The organism is Flavihumibacter rivuli (assembly GCF_018595685.2).
GTDB classification, from domain to species: Bacteria; Bacteroidota; Bacteroidia; order Chitinophagales; family Chitinophagaceae; genus Flavihumibacter; species Flavihumibacter rivuli.
On record NZ_CP092334.1, the window covers coordinates 4221410 to 4242685 of the forward strand.

General features: G+C 47.6%; 20 protein-coding genes. 18 read left to right on the forward strand and 2 right to left on the reverse strand.

Going from position 1 to position 21276, the window contains the following annotated elements; genetic code table 11:
• Nucleotides 1-11 precede the first annotated feature (11 nt).
• Nucleotides 12-569 carry a YqgE/AlgH family protein gene (locus KJS94_RS17870; RefSeq protein ID WP_214446655.1) on the reverse strand — a complete coding sequence of 186 codons (558 nt, stop codon included), beginning with the start codon at nt 567-569 and terminating at the stop codon, nt 12-14.
• 170 nt (nt 570-739) lie between these two features.
• Between KJS94_RS17870 and KJS94_RS17875 the strand changes: the two genes are divergently transcribed.
• From KJS94_RS17875 to KJS94_RS17900, 6 genes are all read left to right on the forward strand, one after another.
• Nucleotides 740-2080 (forward strand): sensor histidine kinase, encoded by a 1341-nt coding sequence (locus tag KJS94_RS17875; RefSeq protein WP_214446656.1) that lies wholly within the window; start codon nt 740-742, stop codon nt 2078-2080.
• 29 nt (nt 2081-2109) lie between these two features.
• Nucleotides 2110-2694 (forward strand): Crp/Fnr family transcriptional regulator, encoded by a 585-nt coding sequence (locus KJS94_RS17880; protein ID WP_214446657.1) that lies wholly within the window; start codon nt 2110-2112, stop codon nt 2692-2694.
• Between the two features lie 95 nt (nt 2695-2789).
• Nucleotides 2790-3167, forward strand: a complete 378-nt coding sequence (locus KJS94_RS17885; RefSeq protein ID WP_214446658.1) for a hypothetical protein — start codon at nt 2790-2792, stop codon at nt 3165-3167.
• Nucleotides 3168-3218: 51 nt separating this feature from the next.
• Nucleotides 3219-4088: a pirin family protein gene (locus KJS94_RS17890; RefSeq protein ID WP_214446659.1), complete on the forward strand. Its 870-nt coding sequence runs from the start codon at nt 3219-3221 to the stop codon at nt 4086-4088.
• A 29-nt stretch (nt 4089-4117) separates the two neighbouring features.
• Nucleotides 4118-4972, forward strand: coding sequence for a pirin family protein (locus tag KJS94_RS17895; protein ID WP_214446660.1), 855 nt, complete (start codon nt 4118-4120; stop codon nt 4970-4972).
• A gap of 9 nt (nt 4973-4981) precedes the next feature.
• Nucleotides 4982-5272 carry a GNAT family N-acetyltransferase gene (locus KJS94_RS17900; protein ID WP_214446661.1) on the forward strand — a complete coding sequence of 97 codons (291 nt, stop codon included), beginning with the start codon at nt 4982-4984 and terminating at the stop codon, nt 5270-5272.
• Between the two features lie 56 nt (nt 5273-5328).
• Here the strand turns inward: KJS94_RS17900 and KJS94_RS17905 are convergent, their stop codons facing one another.
• The gene (locus KJS94_RS17905; RefSeq protein ID WP_239804223.1) at nt 5329-6585 is read right to left on the reverse strand and encodes an S-adenosylmethionine:tRNA ribosyltransferase-isomerase; all 1257 of its coding nucleotides are present in this window, start codon (nt 6583-6585) and stop codon (nt 5329-5331) included.
• 47 nt (nt 6586-6632) lie between these two features.
• Between KJS94_RS17905 and KJS94_RS17910 the strand changes: the two genes are divergently transcribed.
• The 12 genes from KJS94_RS17910 (at nt 6633) to KJS94_RS17965 (ending at nt 21239) form a co-directional block, all read left to right on the forward strand.
• On the forward strand, nt 6633-7379 hold the full coding sequence (locus KJS94_RS17910; RefSeq protein ID WP_214446662.1) for a hypothetical protein: 747 nt from the start codon (nt 6633-6635) through the stop codon (nt 7377-7379).
• Between the two features lie 460 nt (nt 7380-7839).
• Nucleotides 7840-8301: a division/cell wall cluster transcriptional repressor MraZ gene (gene mraZ, locus KJS94_RS17915; protein WP_214446663.1), complete on the forward strand. Its 462-nt coding sequence runs from the start codon at nt 7840-7842 to the stop codon at nt 8299-8301.
• The gene (gene rsmH / locus KJS94_RS17920) at nt 8285-9274 is read left to right on the forward strand and encodes a 16S rRNA (cytosine(1402)-N(4))-methyltransferase RsmH (protein WP_239804224.1); all 990 of its coding nucleotides are present in this window, start codon (nt 8285-8287) and stop codon (nt 9272-9274) included. The genes mraZ and rsmH overlap by 17 nt, the downstream gene beginning before the upstream one ends.
• 123 nt (nt 9275-9397) lie before the next feature.
• Nucleotides 9398-9715, forward strand: a complete 318-nt coding sequence (locus tag KJS94_RS17925) for an FtsL-like putative cell division protein (RefSeq protein ID WP_214446664.1) — start codon at nt 9398-9400, stop codon at nt 9713-9715.
• Between the two features lie 196 nt (nt 9716-9911).
• The gene (locus KJS94_RS17930; protein WP_239804225.1) at nt 9912-11882 is read left to right on the forward strand and encodes a PASTA domain-containing penicillin-binding protein; all 1971 of its coding nucleotides are present in this window, start codon (nt 9912-9914) and stop codon (nt 11880-11882) included.
• Nucleotides 11882-13348, forward strand: coding sequence for a UDP-N-acetylmuramoyl-L-alanyl-D-glutamate--2,6-diaminopimelate ligase (locus KJS94_RS17935; protein WP_214446666.1), 1467 nt, complete (start codon nt 11882-11884; stop codon nt 13346-13348). Before KJS94_RS17930 ends, KJS94_RS17935 begins: the two co-directional genes overlap by 1 nt.
• A 137-nt stretch (nt 13349-13485) precedes the next feature.
• The gene (mraY, locus tag KJS94_RS17940) at nt 13486-14760 is read left to right on the forward strand and encodes a phospho-N-acetylmuramoyl-pentapeptide-transferase (protein ID WP_214446667.1); all 1275 of its coding nucleotides are present in this window, start codon (nt 13486-13488) and stop codon (nt 14758-14760) included.
• A 132-nt stretch (nt 14761-14892) separates the two neighbouring features.
• A complete protein-coding gene (gene murD, locus KJS94_RS17945; RefSeq protein WP_214446668.1) occupies nt 14893-16233 on the forward strand; it encodes a UDP-N-acetylmuramoyl-L-alanine--D-glutamate ligase in 1341 nt (446 codons plus the stop codon).
• Between the two features lie 97 nt (nt 16234-16330).
• Entirely contained in the window at nt 16331-17554 is a 1224-nt protein-coding gene (locus tag KJS94_RS17950; RefSeq protein WP_214446669.1) for an FtsW/RodA/SpoVE family cell cycle protein, read from the forward strand.
• A 1-nt stretch (nt 17555) separates the two neighbouring features.
• Nucleotides 17556-18665 (forward strand): undecaprenyldiphospho-muramoylpentapeptide beta-N-acetylglucosaminyltransferase, encoded by a 1110-nt coding sequence (gene murG / locus KJS94_RS17955; protein WP_214446670.1) that lies wholly within the window; start codon nt 17556-17558, stop codon nt 18663-18665.
• Between the two features lie 15 nt (nt 18666-18680).
• Nucleotides 18681-20066 (forward strand): UDP-N-acetylmuramate--L-alanine ligase, encoded by a 1386-nt coding sequence (gene murC, locus KJS94_RS17960; protein WP_239804226.1) that lies wholly within the window; start codon nt 18681-18683, stop codon nt 20064-20066.
• 87 nt (nt 20067-20153) lie between these two features.
• Nucleotides 20154-21239 carry a cell division protein FtsQ/DivIB gene (locus tag KJS94_RS17965; RefSeq protein ID WP_214446671.1) on the forward strand — a complete coding sequence of 362 codons (1086 nt, stop codon included), beginning with the start codon at nt 20154-20156 and terminating at the stop codon, nt 21237-21239.
• Nucleotides 21240-21276 lie beyond the last annotated feature (37 nt).

Consider the following 21276-nt stretch of genomic DNA (forward strand, 5'->3'; position numbering starts at 1 on the left):
AAAAGTCTTTTTTAATTGAGTTGAGGATCGATGGGGTAATTGACCAGTTGTTCATATTCGCCACCCAGGTCGCGCAGCGCATCTTTCCAGATTTCCTGCAGGTTCTTGTGGAAAATGAGTTTCCTGCTACCCTTGCTGGTGATCCATGATTTTTCCTGCAATTCTGTTTTTAACTGGCCTTCCCCCCAACCGGAATAGCCAATGAAGAACCGGATCTTGTTGGCTTCGATCTTACCCTGTTTGAGCAAGTCAATAGCCTTTTCAAATTCCCCACCCCAAAAAATACCATCGGTCACTTCAAAGCCACCGGGTATCAATTCGGGGTATTGGTGAAGGAAATGGATGGTATCCATCTGTACCGGACCGCCATAATAAACCGGAATGGGCATGCCCTCTGCGCTGGCCATCAACTGGTCAAGGGTGTAGTCGTATTTTCGGTTGAGTACAAATCCAAAACTGCCCTCGTCCTGGTGTTCACACAGGAACACGACCGTTCGCATGAAATTGGGGTCTTTCAGGAAGGGGTCAGCGATCAACACTGTACCTGCTGCTGGGGTTATGGTACTCATAAAGTTAATTTAACAATTATTGTTAAAAATTCCAATATTTGTTTTTCGTTTAGATAAGGGTTGATGAACAAGGTTTTTGGAGCGGTGCACCTGTCCAAAACTCTGTTAATTCCGCGCAGCCGGTAAGGCTAAAAGGAGATTAACCCTGTCCCAAACTTATTTTTGTGTACATGAAGCGGATCTTTCCCCTGATCATCATACTGGTTTCCCTTTCCCTTGTGGGTATCATTGTTATCCAGGTGTCCTGGCTGCGATCCATGTTGGTAATTAAAGAAGACCACCTCGCTGAAAGGGTGATCAAGGCAATGGACCAGACCGGCCAGGAGTTGATGGCACAGAAGGGTACGCTTCCCTCGCTGAAGAACAAAAGGCTGAGACCTAATATTACCTGGCCATCGGACCAGTTGATGATGGAGTTAATGAAGCCTTCCACTATTTCAGAGAAGTTCACCACATTTGAAGTAGAGGAAAAACTGAGAAAGAACTTCGATGCCAATGGCCTCAAAGATACCCGATTCGAATTTGTGATCACTTCCGACGCCGGCTTTTTAACATATGATGAATTAAGGTCAAAAGGTTTCGATAAGGTGATCGACGATACACTCAGGAACCGCCAATTCATCTATCCCTTGCAGGTGCCCGGTGGCTCCAACCTCGAAGGCCTTGTACCGGAAGAGGTCATGATGGTGATCGTGCCAAATGTTAAGCATATCGTACTGCGGCAGCTGAGATGGATGATCGGGGGTGCCATATTGTTCACGCTGATCTTGCTGGCGGCATTCTATGTAACGGTTAGTGCTTTGTTGCGCCAGAAGAAGCTCAGTGAGATCAAGAATGATTTCATCAACAACATGACCCATGAGTTCAAGACGCCATTGGCTACCATATCCCTTGCAGTTGATGCGTTGAGAACGGAAAAGGTTTCGCAGGACAAGGATAAAATGCAGTATTTCACCGGTATCATCAAGGAAGAGAACAGGAGGATGAATAAACAGGTGGAGACCATCCTGCAGGCCGCCTTAATGGACAGGCAGGAGATCAGCCTGAATAAGAAGCCTGTTCATGTGCATGAAGTGATTGAGCAGGTTTTAGAGAATTTTGACCTCCAGTTGCAACACAAGAATGGTCATGCCATTGTTGACCTAAATGCCAAAAAGGACCTAATCCATGCCGATGAAGTGCATTTTACCAACCTTATCAATAACCTGGTGGATAATGCGGTTAAGTATTCCCGTGACAACCTGGTCTTGAAAATATCTACTACCAGCACTGCAAAGGGGGTGCAGATTAGGATTGAGGATAACGGTATCGGTATGAGCAAGGAAAGTGTGAAGCGGATCTTTGAGAAATTCTATCGCGTCCATACCGGGAACCTCCACAACGTAAAAGGTTTCGGCCTGGGACTTAGCTATGTGAAAACGATCGTGGAAGCCCATAACGGTAAGATAAAGGTGGAAAGTGCATTGGGTAAGGGAACGGCTTTTACAATTGAACTTCCATTCGAGTCCTGATCGTATTCAATCCTCATTATTCCCGCTACATGTCAGCTGAACTTCTTTTACAAAGCATCCAAAACCATATTAGCCTGTCGGAAACAGATGTGCTTGCTTTAGGGAAGTCATTCCGCGCCAGGAAATTGAGGAAGAAGCATTTTATCCTGCAGGAAGGTGAGGTCCTTAACCATGCGATCTTTGTAACGCAGGGATGCCTGCGCAGTTATTCAGTGGACAAGAATGGCTTTGAACATATCCTTCAGTTTGCGCCTCCCGGCTGGTGGATCAGCGATATGAAGAGCTTTAAAAGGCAGGAGCCAGCGACACTTTATATTGATGCTATTGAAGACAGTGAAATATTAATGATCAGCAAAGCCGATCTTGACCAACTATATCTCGCTATCCCAAAGCTGGAGCATTTCTTCAGGGTGCTTGCGGAAAATGCCCTCATAACCTTCCAGCACCGCCTGATCGATAACCTGAGCCTGCCGGCTAAGGATCGGTATGCTAATTTCTGTTCTACCTATCCAACCCTTATCCAACTACTTCCCCAGAAGTATGTTGCCTCTTATATTGGGGTGACCCCTGAGTTCCTTTCCAAGATGCTACACCAATCCGCCCGGAAAAGTTGAGAAAATTAATCCAGGTTAAGTCAGGAAGTTAACCTGGGTTATTGGACCATGGCAACCTGCCAATGTAGTTTTGTATCCATAAAGAAGGAGTTGATATGAACAAAATAACCGTGCTGGTGGTTGATCGGACAGGGCCTTGGCAAGGATTCCCTGCCGCGGAAAGGCCTGATGGTACAAAATGGGAATTTGTGATAGCCCGGTCAGCGGAAGAGGCCATTGAATATTTCTATACCTATTCCCCTTCCGTTGTGGTAATAGAAGCTGAAATGCAGGCAGAGGCCCTAGGGTTAAAGAAGATCATTGCCTTTCATACGGAAGAGGTTCCTGTTTTGCCAATGGCTGGTATCGGGTATGCATCTCTGTTATCAACGATCAGTGATGTAATGGAAGAAAAGAACAGGAAGCTACATTATGCCTACAGGTTCGTTGATGATGCCTTGAAAGGAGCGGCATTGCCGATCAGGATAGAATGATCAATTCAGCAATAAGTCGATAGTCGGTGATAATTTTTAAAAAAACAGATCATGAATAAAGCGATAGAAAGAATTTTCCCGAAGCCTGCAAGACCAGGTATGGTAGGGGATGGGTTCCGTGTTTTTAATTTCATTCCCGGTGGCGGGATCAGCCAGCGCAGGATCAGTCCTTTCCTGATGCTGGATTTTGGGGCGGAGTTTGATTTTGGACCCTCACCCCATCCAAGGGGAGTGGATGTTCATCCCCATAAGGGTTTTGAAACAGTTACCATTGCCTATAAAGGTTGTGTAGCACACCATGACAGCGCAGGCAATAGCGGTGTTATCTATCCCGGGGATGTTCAATGGATGACAGCCGGTGCAGGCATCCTGCATAAGGAATACCATGAAGAGGAGTTTTCAAAGAAGGGTGGACCTTTTGAAATGGTGCAGCTTTGGGTTAACCTGCCAAAACAATACAAACTGGTGGAGCCGCATTACCAGGGCATTACCGCTGATCAAATGGGCAAGTACAATATTGCCGGGGATGGCGGTGTGGTCAATATAATTGCAGGTGAGTTGAATGGTGTGAAGGGACCAGCAGCAACCTATTCCCCTGTGAATCTTTTTGATATTCGCCTGAATGCTGGTGGAAAACTTGACTTCACTGTGCCTGCCAGTCATAATACCGCCTTGCTGGTGGTAAATGGGGATGTAGAAGTAAATGGTACAGCTGCCCCCAAGCATAGCTTTGTGCTTTTTGGCAATGAAGGAGAAGCCATTTCAATCAGCAGCCAGGAGAACAGTGTAGTGCTTGTTTTAAGTGGGGAACCAATCAATGAGCCGATAGCCAGTTATGGTCCTTTTGTGATGAATACCCAGGAAGAGATCTACGAGGCAATTGAGGAATTCCAATCCGGCAAGTTCGGTGTATTGGATTAATACTATAGGTAATCAGTCAATGTTATAAAATGCGAAAAGCCATTGAGCATATCCTGCTGGGCAGGGAGAAAGCCATTACCAGGGAAGAGACAGTGCTGCAGCCTCTGCCGCACAAGGATTTCAGGTTTGCCAGCCCGTTTATCCTGCTGCACCACAAATTGCCTGAGCTCATCCGGCCGGGATCCCGTCAAAGGATCCATCCTCATCCCCACAGGGGCTTTGCCCCGGTTACATTTATGTTGCAGGGCGAAGGCTACCATAAGGACAATGCAGGTCATGAAGGTAACTTGCAGGCAGGGGATGTTCAATGGATGTTTGCAGGGAAAGGGTTGTTACATAGTGAAGGGCCTTCTCAACGGATATTAAACGAAGGAGGTGTGCAGGAGTTTGTGCAGTTATGGATCAATGTGCCGGCGGCAAGGAAATGGGACGAACCCAGTTACCAGACTGCTTATCGCCACCAGATGCCGCAAGTGCTGCAGCAGGAAGGGGTGAATTTCAGGCTGGCCAGTGGAGCGTTTGATGGTGCCATAGGGCCCATTGATACCTTTACCCCGATCATTTCAGTAATTGGTGAAATGGAAGAAAGGAGCAGGGTGCAAATGGAAGCGAAGCCCGGTTATTGGACACTGCTATATGTAATCAGGGGAAAGCTGGTGGTGAATATGGAGCCTGTTGAGGCGCATCACCTGGTGGTATTCGAAAAAGGGAATGACGAGATCATTATCAGTGCAGAAGAACCCTCCCAATTATTGTTCTTGTCGGGAGAGCCTATCAATGAGCCGGTAGCCGCAAAGGATAATTTTGTGATGAATACAGTTGAAGAAGTTGACCAGGCGATCGCTGATGCAAAAAATGGTCTTTTCGGGACCCTTGACTATTAAAACTTCCATATGAAAGAAGAATTTATCGAACTGCCATTTGAGCGCAACGACAAAGGGGAAAGGTTTGAAATGAAGGTAGGCAATGAACTGGCCTTCATTGAATTCAAGCAGAAGGACGAGAAGGTATACCTTATACATACAGAAGTGACTCCCGGCCTTGAAGGACGTGGCGCTGCCACTGCTGTTATCGAAAAGACGCTGCAGTACCTGGAAGCCAACCACTATCGACTCATTCCTTTATGCCCTTTGGTAGTAGCCTACCTGAAGCGGCACCCGGAATGGAACATACTTGTCGACTAAAAGAAGCCAGCGGTAACCCAAAAGCTAAGGCAGTGTGCGTCATTCTAAATGACGGCTCACCGGTTCACGCTTCTCTTCCATAACAAACTGCCATCCCCATAGCTAAGGAACCTGAAGTCGTGTTCCAGGGCGTAATTGTATACCTGTCTCCAGTCATCGCCGATGGCAGCCGAGACAAGGAGCAGGAGTGTGGATTGCGGCTGGTGGAAATTGGTTACCAGGGCTTCGATCATGCGCAACTCATAACCAGGGGCGATCATGATCTGGGTTTTGGCGATAATGCGGTCTGTTTTATTTTTTTCCATCCAACGCAATAGTTGTGAAAGGGCAATCTGAATGGAAGTAGCGTGATCTGACAGGTGATCATAAACATCCCATTGCCCGATCTCCAATTCATCTATACTGGCATCCGGGTTTAATCCTGCTTTGATGCCCATCCAATATAAACTTTCAAGGGTACGCAGGGATGTTGTGCCAATTGCTATGACTTTACCGGCATATTGGATGAGTTGTTCAATAGTAGTCTTGCTGACATCCATGAATTCCGCATGCATTTCATGGCCTTCCATGGTTTCAGATTTTACCGGCTTGAAAGTTCCCGCCCCTACATGAAGGGTCACGAAGCAATGTTCAATTTGGCGGGCTGCCAGTTTATCGAAAACGGCCGGCGTAAAATGTAATCCGGCTGTCGGTGCCGCAACGGATCCTTCCCATTTGGCATAAATGGTCTGGTACCTTTCCTGGTCACTCGATTCAGTGTCACGCTTTAAATAAGGAGGAATAGGGATCACGCCAAAATGGTGCAGCACCTCTGCAAAGGAATAATGGGCCGGTGCCCACGAAAGCTCCAGTACAAAAGTGTCGGACCGCCTTTCCTGCATGGCGGCATTCAGGATAAGCGGTTGCCCGTTAACGGTAGTTTCCCTGGTCAGCACCATGTCCTGTTTCCATTTACTGGCGCCACCAACCAGGCATTTCCATAATACGCCCCCTGTCTGGAGCATGGCAGAGGTGATATCCTGGTAACGCTCATGGGGTTCCAGGCAGAACACTTCAATCTTTCCACCCGATGGCTTGGAAAAGAAAAGCCGGGCTTCCACCACCTTGGTATTATTGAAGACCAGTAAATGTCCCGGCTCAATATGGTCGGCCAGGTTCAGGTATTTGTCCTCAACAATTTCCCCTTCCCTGTAAACCAGCAGTTTCGATGCATCCCTTTGCTCCAGTGGATATGCAGCAATGCGCTGCTCCGGGAGGTCATAAATGAAATCTTCGATCTTCAGCGATCTCGGGTGTATATTTGATGTTGCCATTGGGCTGCAAATTGGTGCAAAAACAGGAATAAAGGGGAGGATAATTTATGAAACTGCGTTGGCAAATATTCGTATTGGTTGTAATGCTGGCGGGCCTTTCCCTGGCAGGTTGCCAGAAGGAAATTTCTGATCCGGATGGTGGTAGTAATGGCAGGCTTTGTACAGGTTGTGAGTTCCTTCCGGCCTGCGATAGCTCTTATTATGTATATGTTGATTCTACGGCAAATGGGGTGGATAGCAATTACAACCTGATCACCATAGAAGGGGATAGCTCGATCAATGGCAGGAAGTTTTATAAAATGAGCACCATTGGCTTCTTTGGGGAGGGCATATTCTTCCAGTGTGGTGGAGGCGATTACCAGGTCTATGGACGAGCAGACCAGTTGGGCCTCAACCTTGATTCCCTGTTTGGATTATTAGGCGGTGGCGGCCTGCCTCCGGGTACACTTCCCCAGCCTGGCCCATTGTTGATCAATATCCTCAAAAGCAGTGCTGGAGCGGGTGCGCAGTGGACGGATAATCTTTATAAAGCCAGTATATTCCTCATCAATCTTTCCATTGATGCAAAGTCAACCATGCTGGAAAGGTTGCCTTCCTACCAGGTTTTAGAAACCAATTTCACTAATGTTTTACGTGTCCGGTCTAATATCGTTTTTTCCCTTACCGGCAGTCCGGACCTGGAGCTGGGCCAGCTGGATGTTTGGTATGCCTCCGGTGTGGGTATTATTCGTGCCCAGGCCATTTCAGAAGGGGCACTGGTATTGGATAGGAAGTTGGCCAGGTGGCAGCAATAGTCCAGTTGGTCATGGATTTCGGGTTATGAAATCCACCGGGCGTTTTTTTACCACTTTCCTACACTTCATTATTTGTTTGGGGCAATCATTACAACCTGACACTCTCTTGGTAAGCCTGATGAGCATAACCAGGAAGGGGGTTAGCGTTCTTTCCTTCCATTACGACAAGGCAAAACTATGATACCTGAATTTCCTGCTGGCAGGTAGGCTTTTTCTCCATTCTTAGTGCTCCCGACTTTACCCAATTTTGGCTTTTCCACAGCAATTCACGCTTATCCACAGGTTTCCCACAAACAGGCGTTGAAAACGCCCCTGAAAACAGGCTGAAACGTAGAACTACGGCAGCTTTGAGCGTATTTCTCCCATGTGGAAAAAATAAAGCTTCCAAAATTTGTCCCGAAAGTGGGAAAAAGTGTTATTTTGTGGTAATAAATGTCAATCTTCTTACATAACGATGTGAATGATAGGTTTTCTCGGGGAATACGAAGCAACACTGGACGCCAAAGGGCGCTTCCTCTTACCGGCAGGGCTGAAAAAGCAGATGCCGGAAGGTGAGGTACGCTTCGTCATCAACCGGGGGTTTGAGAAGTGCCTGACACTGTATCCCATGCAAAGTTGGGAACCGATATATAAGGAGATCAGCAAGCTGAACGATTTTGACCCCAAAGTAAGGGAATTCAGAAGGTATTTCCTGAATGGGGCAACGGAGGTGGAACCGGATTCAGCAGGACGCTTGCTGCTGCCGCCGAACCTGAAGGAGCATGCGGGGCTGGAGAAAGACATCGTACTGGTGTCGGCGGTAAACAAAATTGAAATTTGGGATGCTGGTAAGTACAAACAGTTCTTTGACTCTTTCTCACCCGAGGCATTTAGCAACCTGGCGCAACAGGTGATGGCTAAAGCCAATGAACCCGGACAATAGTGGCATGGTAAAAAAGAAGAACATACAGGTCGCGGGTACGGAACCAGCCGATCTGTCGGCATCCGCCTACCATATACCGGTTTTATTACAGGAATGCATTGATGCATTGGCGATCCGCCCTGATGGTGTATATGTTGATTGCACCTTTGGCGGTGGCGGGCATTCAAGGGCGATCCTGGAAAAGTTAGGCCCGGAAGGACGTCTGGTTGCTTTTGACCAGGATGCTGATGCAAAGCAGAACCTCCCGGCTGACGACCGCGTATTGTTTGTTCCCCAGAATTTCAGGTATCTCCAGCGTTTCTTGCGGTTACACAAGATCAATGGGGTTGATGGGGTGCTGGCTGACCTGGGTGTTAGCAGCCACCAGTTTGATGAGGCAGAGCGTGGCTTTTCAATCCGCTTTGATGCCGACCTGGACATGAGGATGGACCAGCGATCAGAGCTGACCGCAAAAGAGATCCTGGCATCCTATGCTGAACAGCAATTGCATAAACTGTTCGAACAGTATGGGGAAGTGACCAATGCCAGGACCCTGGCGAGGACAATAGTAGCCGCCCGGGGTAAGATGCCGATGCAAACCATCAGCCAGTTCAAGGCGGTAGTGCAGCCTGTGGTCAAAGGCAATCCTAACAAATATTTTGCCCAGGTATTCCAGGCCCTTCGCATTGAAGTAAATGATGAATTGGGTGCCCTGAAGGAAATGCTGCAGCAATTGCCCGCAGTATTACATCCCGGTGGAAGGGCGGCCATCATCACCTTCCATTCGCTGGAAGACAGGATCGTTAAGAATTATTTTAAGAAGGGGGTGTTTGAAGAAGTGGAAGACCAGAATCCTTTTGAGAATAAGGAGGTGAAACTGGAATTGAAAGTGGTGGGCAAGAAACCAGTGTTGCCCACGGAAAAGGAAATGAAAATGAATCCGAGGTCACGCAGTGCCAAACTGAGGGTGGCCGAAAAGATAGAAACGAAGTAGTAGGTGTGAGACCGAGATTGGTAGCGAAATGGTTCAAATTAAAGTATCCGACCTCTGATGACGGTTTTTGTAAAGAATACTTGTTAAATGTAATGTCCTATTGATTAACCACTTTTAACTGGTATGGAACAGGCAGCAGTAAAGAAGGAAAAGCGATTCAGGATCAATTATCAGTGGATAGTGAAGAATATTCCATTCTTCCTTTTCCTGAGTGTGCTGGCTGTTATCTATATATACAACGGGCATTATTCTGACAAGATCATCAAGGATATCAACCGAACGAACAGGGAACTGAAGGAGATGCAATTTGAGTACAAGACCCTGAAAAGTGAATTGATGTTCAGGAGTAAGCAGAGTGAATTGGCAAAGGCTGTAGAGCCGCTGGGATTAAAAGAACTGGTTGCGCCACCGGTTGTGTTGAAGGATAGCCTGGCCAATTGAGTTGAAACGAATTAGTAAGCACAGAAAGTAATTTTCAGAACCATAACCTTGCCATCACTTGGAAGTAAAAAGAGACATACTGTGGAGGGTGTACCTGAGTTTTATTGGCATTGTCATCCTTTCCATGTTGGTTTTAGGAAGAGCTCTTTACATACAGAACGTTGAAGGAAACTATTGGCGAAGCAAAAGCGACAGCATGCATACCAGGATCATCAACCTGGAAGCAGAGAGGGGAACCATCTATAGTGCGGATGGTAGCATGCTGAGTACTTCCATTCCTTTCTTCAATATCTATATAGATTTTGGGGCGGAAGGATTGAGGGAGAAAAATGGAAAGCGTTTCAGGGATAATATCGACTCCCTGAGTATTGGATTGGCAGCCATTTTTCGCGACCAGACTGCTGCTGAATACAAAAAGCAGCTGCAGTATGGCTTCAGGAAGAAGGATCGCTATTTCCAGTTGAAGAAGAACATTGACTTCAACCAGTACAAGCAATTGCGTGAATTGCCATTGGTTCGCCAGGGCCGTAATAAAAGTGGTTTTATCGCCGAAGTGAAAAGCAAGCGACTGAATCCATTTGGCTTACTGGCTAACAGGACCATCGGCCTTGCGCGGGAGAATGCACAGAACGTTGGCCTGGAGCGTACTTATGATAGCCTGTTAAAAGGTGAGTCGGGAAAGAAGCTGGTACGCTTTATCGCTGGTGGGGTTGCAGTTCCGGTTGAAGGTTACGAAGTGGAGCCGGAGAATGGGAATGACCTCGTGACCACGCTGGATGTGAATATCCAGGACATTGCCGAGAATGCTTTGTTGAAGATGATGATCGAAAATGAAGCGGAGCATGGAACCTGCCTGGTGATGGAAACCGCTACAGGAAAGATCAGGGCTATCGCCAATCTTGGGAAACGTGGGGAAGGGGAATATTGGGAGGACCTGAACTACGCCATCAGGGCATCAGAACCTGGTTCGACCTTCAAGCTGGCTACGATGCTGGCTGTTTTGGAAGACCAGAAAGTACATATCGGCAACCATGTGAACTTGGAGAATGGGGTGTGGAAAGTGAATGGCCGGACGGTCTTTGACAGTGAGCGTCACAACAGGACAGATGTGACAGTACAACAGGCTTTCGAGTTGAGTAGTAATGTGGGAATGGCGAAACTGGCCATGAATTATTACTCCAGGAACCCAATGCAGTACATAGAACACTTGCGGAAACTACACCTGCATGAGTTCTCCGGGATCGACCTGGTGGGGGAGACAAGGCCGGTGATCAAGACACCAAAGTCCAAGACCTGGAGTGCTACCTCTCTTCCCTGGATGTCCTTTGGTTATGAAGTATTGGTGAGCCCTTTGCAGACCTTGATGGTGTACAATGCAGTGGCCAACAACGGACGGATGATGAAGCCCTACCTGGTGGAAGAAGTAAGGGAGAATGGCCTGGTGGTAAAGAAGAATGATCCTGTAGTGCTTGAAGAAAAGATCTGTAGTGAGGCTACCCTGAGACAGTTGAAGACCTGCCTGGAAGGTGTGGTGACAAATGGAACAGCCAAGAGCCTGCAGACGCCTTACTATAAGATAGCAGGTAAGACGGGGACAGCGCTGGTGGCGAATGGCAATAGGGGTTATGCGGATCACATTTACCAGTCCTCTTTTGCCGGGTATTTTCCGGCGGAAAACCCGAAGTACAGCATAATAGTGGTGATCAAGAATAAGCCACATGCAGTAAAATATTATGGCGGTGCAGTTGCCGGTCCTGTTTTCAGGGAAATAGCCGATAAGCTCTTTGCTTTACATGGAAGCCAGGTGCCGGTGTCAACAGCAGTTTTGCCGGGAAAAGACAGTTCTGCCTTTTACTACGCCGGTGAAAGCCATGAAGTGAGAAGGGTGTTGGAGAAGCTGAAAGTGCCCTTTGTGGATTCTGCCCGTGAAATGGAATGGACGAGTGTATATGCGGGCCAGGACTATAAACCTGTTCTTCAGAAGCGAATGGTAGTAAAGCAGCATATGCCGAGTGTGAAAGGGATGGGGTTAAAGGATGCCTTGTATTTGCTGGAAAGCCTCAACCTGAAAGTAGTGGCCAAAGGCAAGGGAAAGGTGGTTGAACAGTCGGTTGAACCCGGTGCGCTGATCACAAAAGGTAATACAGTAACGATTGAATTGAACTAATGGCCAGCCTTCAGGAAATATTATACGGAGTGAGGATCAGGTCGATCAACGGTGACCTCCGATTGGATGTCGCTGGGTTGCAGATCGATTCGAGGAAGGTGGGGAAAGCAGATTGTTTTATTGCCATCAAAGGGGTGCAGGCAGATGGTCACCAATTCATAGGAAAAGCAATTGACCAGGGAGCGGGAGCGGTCGTTTGTGAGCAGTTGCCCGATTCCCTTAGCGAAGGTGTAACCTATGTGCAGGTGGAGGATAGTGCAGAGGCTGCTGGCATAATGGCACATAATTTTTACGACAGGCCATCTGAAAAAATAAAACTGGTGGGTGTAACCGGGACGAATGGAAAGACTACGGTAGCCACCTTGTTATATAAGCTCTTTACATCACTGGGATACGATTGCGGTTTGCTGAGTACGGTGCAGAATGTTATTGCCGGGAATGCATTGCCTGCTACGCATACCACACCGGATGCCATTAGCCTGAATGCCTTGTTGCACCAGATGGTGAACGCCGGTTGTAAGTATGCTTTCATGGAAGTGAGCTCCCATGCTGTTCACCAGCATAGGATCGCAGGCTTGCAATTCAGGGGTGGGTTGTTTACGAACATCACCCACGATCACCTGGATTACCACAAGACATTCGATGAGTACATCAGGGTAAAGAAATCCTTCTTTGATGGTCTGGGTGGCCAGGCTTTTGCGATCAGCAACCTGGACGATAAAAGGGGGCAGGTAATGCTGCAGAATACGAATGCTGTAAAATATTTCTACAGTCTTCGTTCGCTGGCAGATTTCAAGGGAAAGATACTGGAGAACGGTTTGACGGGTCTGGTAATGACCATCAACGACCAGGAAGTGCATTTCAGGTTGATCGGTGAGTTTAATGCCTATAACCTGCTGGCAGTATATGGAGCGGCTATTTGCCTGGGCGAGGACAAGCATGAAGTGTTGCGTTGCCTGAGTGTGCTGAGTGGTGCGGAAGGAAGGTTTGAATATGTGGTATCACCCAAGGAAAGGATAATCGGGATCGTAGACTATGCCCATACGCCGGATGCACTGGTGAATGTGTTGAAGACGATCCAGCAGTTGCGGAAGGGGCATGAAAAGATCTTTACAGTAGTGGGTTGTGGCGGGGATCGGGATAAGACAAAACGACCGGTAATGGCTCAGGCCGCCTGTGATTTCAGTGATAAGGCCATCTTCACTTCGGATAACCCCCGCAGTGAGGATCCCCAGGAGATCCTTAAGGATATGGAAGCGGGGTTGAATACCGCCGCAAAGAGGAAATACCTCTCCATAGCGGACAGGCGGGAGGCCATAAAAACGGCATTCAGCCTTGCCGGCCCGGAAGATATCATCCTGATTGCCGGCAAGGGCCACGAAAAATACCAGGAAATAAAAGGAGTGAAACACCACTTCGATGATAAGGAAGAGGTTGAAAAAGTGATAGCGGACCTGGATAAGTGAGTGAGAAGGATTAAAAAAGGAATTGAATAACCAAGTTGCAATAGTTGCATCATTGGATTGACAACGATAATTGGACGGTTACAATCAACGCTGCATAGCTGGACACTATGTAGCAAGCCGGTAACAAACAAACCATCATGCTGTACCACTTAATTGACTGGTTGAAAGAAATGGGAGTTAAATTCCCGGGAAGTGCGCTGTTTCAGTTCATCACTTCCCGGGTGTTACTGGCCGTGATTTTGTCACTCATCATTACGACAGTTTTCGGCAAGAAGATGATCAGTATCCTCCTGAAGAAGCAGGTAGGGGAATCTGTTCGGGACCTCGGCTTGGCAGGGGAGCAGCAAAAGAAGGGAACGCCAACCATGGGTGGGATCATCATCATACTGGCGATCCTGGTGCCTACACTACTCTTGGCTGATCTCAATAAAGCTTATGTACGCCTGATGATCTTCAGTACCATCTGGCTGGGAATGATCGGTTTCATCGATGATTACCTCAAACTGAGGGCTAAGAAGTTGGCGCAGCAGCAGGGTGTAGCTTATAAGAAAGGAGATAAGGATGGCCTGGCCGGTTGGTTCAAGGTATTAGGCCAGGTTGGTCTGGGGCTGGTTATTGGCATTACACTATTGTTCAATGATAATACCAAGGCATGGCGGGAATACGAAGGTACTCCTTCTGCGAAAGCAGCCGTGAAGGAGTTGAAGTTCCAGGAGAAGACGCGCTATTTCGTTGAAGCGAATGAGCCGGTGACCACCATTCCTTTTGTAAAGTCGCATGAATTCAATTATTCCAAGTTATTGCCGGAGGCACTGCGGGGGTTCACATCTGTGCTGTATATCCTTATTGTGATCTTCATTGTGACCGCAGTGTCTAACGGCGCCAATATCACCGATGGGTTGGATGGATTGGCAACAGGGGTGAGTGCGATCATCGGGGTTTGTCTGGGTGTGTTTGCCTATGCCAGCGGCAACCTCTTGCTGGCCGATTACCTGAATATCATGTATATCCCCAACCTTGGTGAATTGTCGGTATTCATTGGTGCAATGATAGGTGCCTGTGTGGGATTCCTGTGGTATAATGCCTATCCTGCCCAGGTGTTCATGGGGGATACCGGAAGCCTGACCCTTGGTGGTATCATCGCTGCCCTGGCCATCATTGTGAGGAAGGAATTGTTGATACCCATTTTCTGTGGTGTATTCCTGGTAGAGAACCTGAGCGTAATGATCCAGGTTTCCTACTTCAAATACACGAAGAAGAAGTATGGTGAGGGAAGGAGGATATTCCTGATGAGTCCGCTTCACCACCACTACCAGAAGCTGGGCTACCATGAAAGTAAGATCGTAACAAGATTCTGGATCGTGACCATATTATGTGTGATCTTTTCAATAGTGACCTTGAAGATCCGTTAAGGCTTTACTGAAAAACCAGTAAGAATCCAATCCCGGAAAAGACCAAGGTTTACTGAAAACATGAAAGGAATTGTGGTGCAGTGAAACCAATGCTTTTGAAGAACCCCCTGATCCGTGAAGAACCACTTTTTTATGAATGAATCGATCATCATACTCGGTGCAGGAGAAAGTGGCGTAGGCGCTGCACTTCTCGCAAAGAAAAAGGGCTATGACTGTTTTGTCAGTGATGGCGGCAAGCTGAAGGATATCCATAAGCAGGAATTGGATGCCGCCGGAATTGAATGGGAAGAAGGTAAACATGATGAGGATAGGATCCTGAAAAGTTCTTTGGTTATTAAAAGCCCGGGTATCCCGGAGAAGAATGAACTGATGAAGAAGATCAGGGCGAAGGGCATAGAGGTGATCAGTGAGATCGAATGGGCCTACCGCTTTGCAGGTGACAGCAAGATCATTGCCATCACAGGAAGCAACGGTAAGACCACTACCACTTCGCTGATCTACCATATCTGCCATAATGGAGGCCTTGACTGTGCGTTGGTGGGGAATATCGGCTATTCATTTGCAAGACAGGTAGCAGAAGAACCCAAACCATGGTATGTGGTGGAGGTGAGCAGTTTTCAACTAGATGATATCCGGTACTTCAAGCCAAATGTTGCAGTGCTGACGAATATAACAGAAGATCATTTGGACCGCTACGACTATAAGTTCGAAAACTATATAGCCAGTAAGTTCCGGATAACGATGAACCAGGATAAGAACGATTACTTCATCTATTGTGCAGATGATGAAGTGACCATGAAATATATCAATAAATTTTCCATCCTATCTAACCCATTACCGTTCAGTATGAGAAAAGAACTATTGCAAGGAGCATTCATCAAGGACCAGGAGATGACAGTCAACACCGGAGAGGAAAAGTTTGACATGAGCGTGTTCGATTTCGCGCTGAGGGGAAAACATAATCAATACAATACAATGGCAGCAGGGATTGCGGCATCCGTTGTCGGATTGAGGAAGGAGAAGATCAAGGATGCGATCCAGACCTTCGAGTCACTTGAGCATAGAATGGAGAAGGTGGCTACCGTTCGTGGAGTGGAGTTCATCAATGACAGCAAGGCGACAAATGTAAATAGTACATGGTATGCCCTGGAAAGCATGGATAAGCCAACCATCCTGATCCTTGGCGGGGTAGATAAGGGAAATGATTATTCCGTGCTGGATGAATTGGTGAAGGAAAAGGTTAAGGCCATTGTCTGCATGGGCGTTGATAACCGGAAGATTCATGAGGCCTTCCAGAATATCGTGACCGTTATCGTTAATACATCCAGTGCAGCAGAAGCGGTTCATTCGGCCTTCCAGCTGGCGGAAAAGGGGGATGCGGTATTACTGAGTCCTGCTTGTGCAAGTTTTGACCTCTTCAAGAATTATGAGGATAGGGGACGTCAGTTCAAGGAGGCGGTTAAGTCGCTGTAAGTAAGGTGTGAAAAGGATAGTGAAGAGTCTTTAGGGGGTGATCAGGGTTGTTGGTAAAAGATCATAGCTAAATTATTATCTAGTATTTAATTGTTCAATGAACCAAATCTTAAATAGAACGAAGGGTGACAAGGTGATCTGGGCACTGGTAGTACTGCTGGCGCTGATGTCCCTCCTGGTGGTCTATAGTTCAACTGGTTCATTGGCCTATAAAATGTACAGGGGGAATACGGAGGTGTACCTGTTCAAGCAGGTGGCCTTCATCTCACTTGGCATCATGGTGATCTATTTTGTACACCAGGTCAACTATACCCTTTTTTCAAGGATAGCCCTTTTTGTCTTTCTCCTGACCATACCGTTGTTGATCTACACCCTCTTCTTTGGTGTGAAGTTGAATGAAGGTAGCCGATGGATCAGGCTTCCCATTATCAACCTGACCTTCCAAACTTCAGACCTGGCAAAGCTGGCCTTGTTCATGTATGTCAGCCGATTGCTGAGTAAGAAGCAGGAGGTGATCAAGGATTTCAAGAAAGGTTTCCTGCCGGTGATCATGCCTGTTGCGGTAACCTGTGTGCTGATCGCGCCAGCGAATCTTTCCACGGCCCTTTTGGTAGGGGCAACGAGTATGTTGCTGCTGTTCATCGGACGCGTAAGCATGAAGCACCTCCTGCTTTGTGTAGGTGTGGCACTTATTCCTGTGGCCTTCCTGGTGACTTCGGCAATTGTACAGCATAATAGCGGAAACGGTGTGAAGGCGAAAGTGGAGAACCGTTCCCGCCTGACAGCCCGTTACACCACCTGGGTGAACAGGGTGGAGAACTTTATTTATGGAGGAAAGGAAACAGATGATGATGACAACTACCAGGTGAACCAGGCCAAGATCGCCATTGCGAAGGGAGGCTTACTGGGATTGGGACCCGGTAATAGTGAGCAAAGGAATTTCCTGCCGCATCCTTATTCTGATTTTATCTATGCTATCATCATAGAGGAGTATGGATTGTTAGGAGGTGCAGTGGTGATCATAGTGTATCTCATTTTCCTGTTCAGGAGTATACAGTTGTTCAGGAAATGTCCCTATGCCTTTGGTGCATTCCTGGCATTGGCGCTGAGTTTTACACTGGTGATCCAGGCAATGGCCAATATGGCAGTGAATGTTAACCTCTTCCCGGTGACAGGTGTGACGCTGCCACTGGTAAGTATGGGAGGAAGTTCTTTCTTGTTTACCTGTCTGGCCATTGGGATCATATTGAGTGTATCAAGGTATGTAGAGAAGAATGAAATAAGGGAACAACAGGCAGGTACAGAAAAGGCAGCGGCATAAAATGGGAAAGAAGATCATCATAGCAGGAGGAGGAACAGGGGGGCACATATTCCCGGCCATCGCCATTGCCAATGCGCTGAAAAATGCAATGCCGGATACTGAGATCCTTTTTGTTGGCGCAAAAGGGAAAATGGAAATGGAGAAAGTGCCACAAGCTGGCTATAAGATAGAGGGGTTGGATATTGCAGGGTTTAACAGGAGTTCTTTGATAAAGAATATCAGTTTGCCATTCAAGCTGATCAGGAGTTTCTTACAGGTTCGGGATATCATCGGTCGCTTCCAGCCAGACGCTGTGATAGGCGTTGGCGGGTATTCCAGTTTCCCGGTATTGCGGTTCGCTCAGCAAAAAGGTATTCCAACCTTCCTGCACGAGTCCAATTCCTTCGCCGGTAAGAGCAACCAGTTGTTGGGGAAGAAGGCCACGAGGGTATTTGTTGCAACCGATGGCATGGAGAAGTTCTTTCCTGCTGAGAAGATAACGGTAACCGGAAATCCTGTAAGGACCAATATCGTTCAGTCAGCGATCAGTCGGGAAGAAGCCTTGCGGTTCTTTCGGCTGGACCCTTCCAAAACAACGGTCCTGTCCATAGGTGGTAGCCTTGGCGCCAAGAGTATCAATGAGGCCATTGCAGCTTCTATAAATGAATTTGGCGCGAATGACCTCCAGTTGATCTGGCAAACCGGAAAGCCATTTGCAGAACAGGGCAGGCAGGCGGCAGAGGGGAAGAAGAATATTTGGGTAAACGATTTCATCACGCAGATGGACCAGGCCTATGCGGCAGCAGACGTAGTGATCTCCAGGGCTGGGGCAATGGCCATCGCCGAGATCTGTGTAACGAAGAAGCCAGCAGTTCTGGTGCCTTATCCGTTTGCTGCGGAGGACCACCAGACCGTGAATGCCAGGAACCTGGTTGAGAAACTAGCCGCCATCATGATCAGGGATAATGATGCAAAGGAAAAGCTGGTTCCTGAGGTAATTGAACTGGCAAAGGATCCATTGAAGCAAAAGCAACTGAGAAGTAATATTACCCCTTTAGGTGTTACCAACGCTGACGAGGTAATTGCAAATACAATAATTCAACTGGTTTTCGGTAAGGAAACCTCGAAATGAAAACAGGGAATTGACTTGCTGACACTAAAAGACATACGAACAGTTTACTTCATTGGGATAGGGGGAATTGGCATGAGTGCCCTTGCCCGCTACTTCAAGTCACAGGACAAGCAGGTGAGTGGCTATGATAAAACACCAACACCGCTTACGGATGCCTTGCAGCAGGAAGGGATCGCCATTCATTTTGAGGAGAACCTTGAGTTGATCCCTAAGGAAGTGGAACTGGTGGTTTACACCCCGGCCATTCCAAAGGACCATACGGAACTGGTCTTTTACCAGCAGTCGGGTTATACGGTAATGAAGCGGAGTGAAGTGTTGGGAGTGATCAGCAGGAGCTCTTTTAATATTTGTATTGGTGGTACGCATGGCAAGACCACTACCACTACCATGGTTTCGCATATCCTTCGTCATAGTGGTTATGGCTGCAATGCTTTCCTGGGTGGGATCTCTGTGAACTATGAGACCAATTTCTGGAGCCATTCCAGGAATGTGTCGGTGATAGAGGCAGATGAATATGATCGGAGCTTCCTTCGTTTGCAGCCGGATATGGCCGTGATCTCTTCCATGGATCCGGACCACCTGGATATCTATGGAACCGAAGAGGCGCTGCAGGATGCATTCATAGAGTTCAGCTCAAAGATCAAGCCCGGAGGTGTACTGTTCAGCAAGATGGGATTGAAAAGGGGATCGGCCCTGAAGGCAGACCACCATTTCACCTATAGTTTGCAGAACGATTATGCAGATTGCTATGCCGCCAATATCAGGATGCACGATGGAAGCTATCATTTCGATATTGTGCTGCCGGGTAAGGTGATCAATGGGGTGACGCTTCATATGGGAGGCATGCATAATGTGGAGAATGCCATCGCTGCGATTGCGGTTGCTAACCAATTGGGGATAGAAGAGGAGTTGATAAAAGATGCTGTAGCTGCCTTCAGGGGAGTGAAACGCAGGTTTGAATATGTGGTGAAGAACAGCAGGATCATATTCGTGGATGATTATGCACACCATCCGGAAGAATTGCGGGCATTGATAACAGGGGCACGGACCTTGTTCCCCCAACGAAAGTGCACCGTAGTGTTCCAGCCACATTTGTACAGCCGCACCAATGACCTGGCCGGGGGATTTGCGGAAAGCCTTGACCTGGCCGATGAAACGATCTTGTTGCCCATTTACCCTGCCAGGGAATTGCCGATGCCGGGAGTAAGTTCAGGAATGGTGCTGGATAAAATGAAAATGGAGCGCAAGCGATTGATGGAGAAGCCAGACCTGCTGGAGTATATCAGGAATGAGTTCATTCCGCAATTGAATACGGAGTTTGGCGGGTTGCTGATCACAGCCGGAGCAGGGGATATTGATGCCCTGGTGCCACAGATCCGGAAGGAATTGGAAAGAGTGTAAAGTTATTTGAATCATATAGTTGAGTTGTACTAACAGTACCTGTCCGAAGGGCGATTGAGGTGGCTATCGGGCGGGTCCCAGGGAAAAATGAGCAAGGCAAGAATCAATATCAGGAAAGTTATAGCAGCTGTCTTATGGCTGGTGGCCGGCATAGCCATGCTGGTGGTGCTGGTGGCTGCGATAAGGAAGACCAACGATTCTGTTTGCAAAGGGGTGGAGATCGAGATCGCCGGTGTCAACAACTATATGTTCCTGGATAAGGATGATGTGTGGAAGGTCTTGCAGCCGAACGGAACAAGGAAACTAAAGGGAAAGCCGGTAGACCAGTTTGACCTTCGAGGACTGGAGGAAAAGTTGGGGAAGAATGTATGGGTGAAAGATGCTGATCTGTTCTTTGATAAGGATGGTGTTTTGCAGGTTCGGATCATAGAAAGGGAGCCCATTGCCAGGATATTTACAAGACTGGGGACTTCTTTCTATATCGATAGCAGTGGGCATTACCTTCCGCTTGCCGATGGTAAACCACCGGTTAAGCTTCCTGTTTTCACCGGGTTTCCGGAGAAATTACGAATGAAGCAGGCTGCCGATAGCGCGCTGTTGCAGCAGGTAAAGCAACTCAGTAACAAACTTGTCAGCGACAGTTTCTGGACAGCTCAGATAACGCAGGTGGATATCAATCCGCAAAGGCAATTTGAACTGATACCGATGGTGGGCAACCATGTGATCCTGTTTGGGGATGGCAATGACCATGAAAGCAAATTCAGGAGGCTGGAGCAATTTTACCAACAGGTGTTGAGCAGGACAGGGTTTGACCGGTATAGCCAGGTGAATGTGCAGTACGAAGGACAGGTAGTTGCTGTAAGGCGCGGGGAGTATTCAAAAGTTGATTCCATTAAGGCGGTAAAGAACATTGAGCAACTGCTAAAGGTTGCACGGGAATTACCCCTTGATACAATATCCACATCTGTGGAAAACAAAAGATTGCCAGACCAAAATGCTGGTACATCTTTAGCTGTTAAGGATAGGCCTCAAACCAGCGCCAATACTGGCTCACAGGCATCCTTAAGCGAAGTAAAAAGATCCCCGAATCCATCCTCTCCGAAAACACCATCTGGACCGCCACCAGTTAGCAATGAGCGGAAACCCAAGGCAGTAATGGGAAAGAAAGGGTAGAAGAAGCCCATGAGCAAGAGTAGCAGAAGACCATCCA

Bases quoted from the DNA above. Each gene is read 5' to 3' on its own strand.
- KJS94_RS17895 (WP_214446660.1), top strand. From the start codon at position 4,118: ATGCGAAAAGCCATTGAGCATATCCTGCTGGGCAGGGAGAAAGCCATT.
- KJS94_RS17910 (WP_214446662.1), top strand. From the start codon at position 6,633: ATGAAACTGCGTTGGCAAATATTCGTATTGGTTGTAATGCTGGCGGGC.
- KJS94_RS17880 (WP_214446657.1), top strand. From the start codon at position 2,110: ATGTCAGCTGAACTTCTTTTACAAAGCATCCAAAACCATATTAGCCTG.
- murG (WP_214446670.1), top strand. From the start codon at position 17,556: ATGGGAAAGAAGATCATCATAGCAGGAGGAGGAACAGGGGGGCACATA.
- KJS94_RS17890 (WP_214446659.1), top strand. From the start codon at position 3,219: ATGAATAAAGCGATAGAAAGAATTTTCCCGAAGCCTGCAAGACCAGGT.
- rsmH (WP_239804224.1), top strand. From the start codon at position 8,285: ATGAACCCGGACAATAGTGGCATGGTAAAAAAGAAGAACATACAGGTC.
- KJS94_RS17905 (WP_239804223.1), bottom strand. From the start codon at position 6,585: ATGGCAACATCAAATATACACCCGAGATCGCTGAAGATCGAAGATTTC.
- KJS94_RS17885 (WP_214446658.1), top strand. From the start codon at position 2,790: ATGAACAAAATAACCGTGCTGGTGGTTGATCGGACAGGGCCTTGGCAA.
- KJS94_RS17930 (WP_239804225.1), top strand. From the start codon at position 9,912: ATGCATACCAGGATCATCAACCTGGAAGCAGAGAGGGGAACCATCTAT.
- mraY (WP_214446667.1), top strand. From the start codon at position 13,486: ATGCTGTACCACTTAATTGACTGGTTGAAAGAAATGGGAGTTAAATTC.
- KJS94_RS17950 (WP_214446669.1), top strand. From the start codon at position 16,331: ATGAACCAAATCTTAAATAGAACGAAGGGTGACAAGGTGATCTGGGCA.
- KJS94_RS17965 (WP_214446671.1), top strand. From the start codon at position 20,154: ATGAGCAAGGCAAGAATCAATATCAGGAAAGTTATAGCAGCTGTCTTA.
- KJS94_RS17900 (WP_214446661.1), top strand. From the start codon at position 4,982: ATGAAAGAAGAATTTATCGAACTGCCATTTGAGCGCAACGACAAAGGG.
- mraZ (WP_214446663.1), top strand. From the start codon at position 7,840: ATGATAGGTTTTCTCGGGGAATACGAAGCAACACTGGACGCCAAAGGG.
- KJS94_RS17870 (WP_214446655.1), bottom strand. From the start codon at position 569: ATGAGTACCATAACCCCAGCAGCAGGTACAGTGTTGATCGCTGACCCC.
- KJS94_RS17875 (WP_214446656.1), top strand. From the start codon at position 740: ATGAAGCGGATCTTTCCCCTGATCATCATACTGGTTTCCCTTTCCCTT.
- murD (WP_214446668.1), top strand. From the start codon at position 14,893: ATGAATGAATCGATCATCATACTCGGTGCAGGAGAAAGTGGCGTAGGC.
- KJS94_RS17935 (WP_214446666.1), top strand. From the start codon at position 11,882: ATGGCCAGCCTTCAGGAAATATTATACGGAGTGAGGATCAGGTCGATC.
- KJS94_RS17925 (WP_214446664.1), top strand. From the start codon at position 9,398: ATGGAACAGGCAGCAGTAAAGAAGGAAAAGCGATTCAGGATCAATTAT.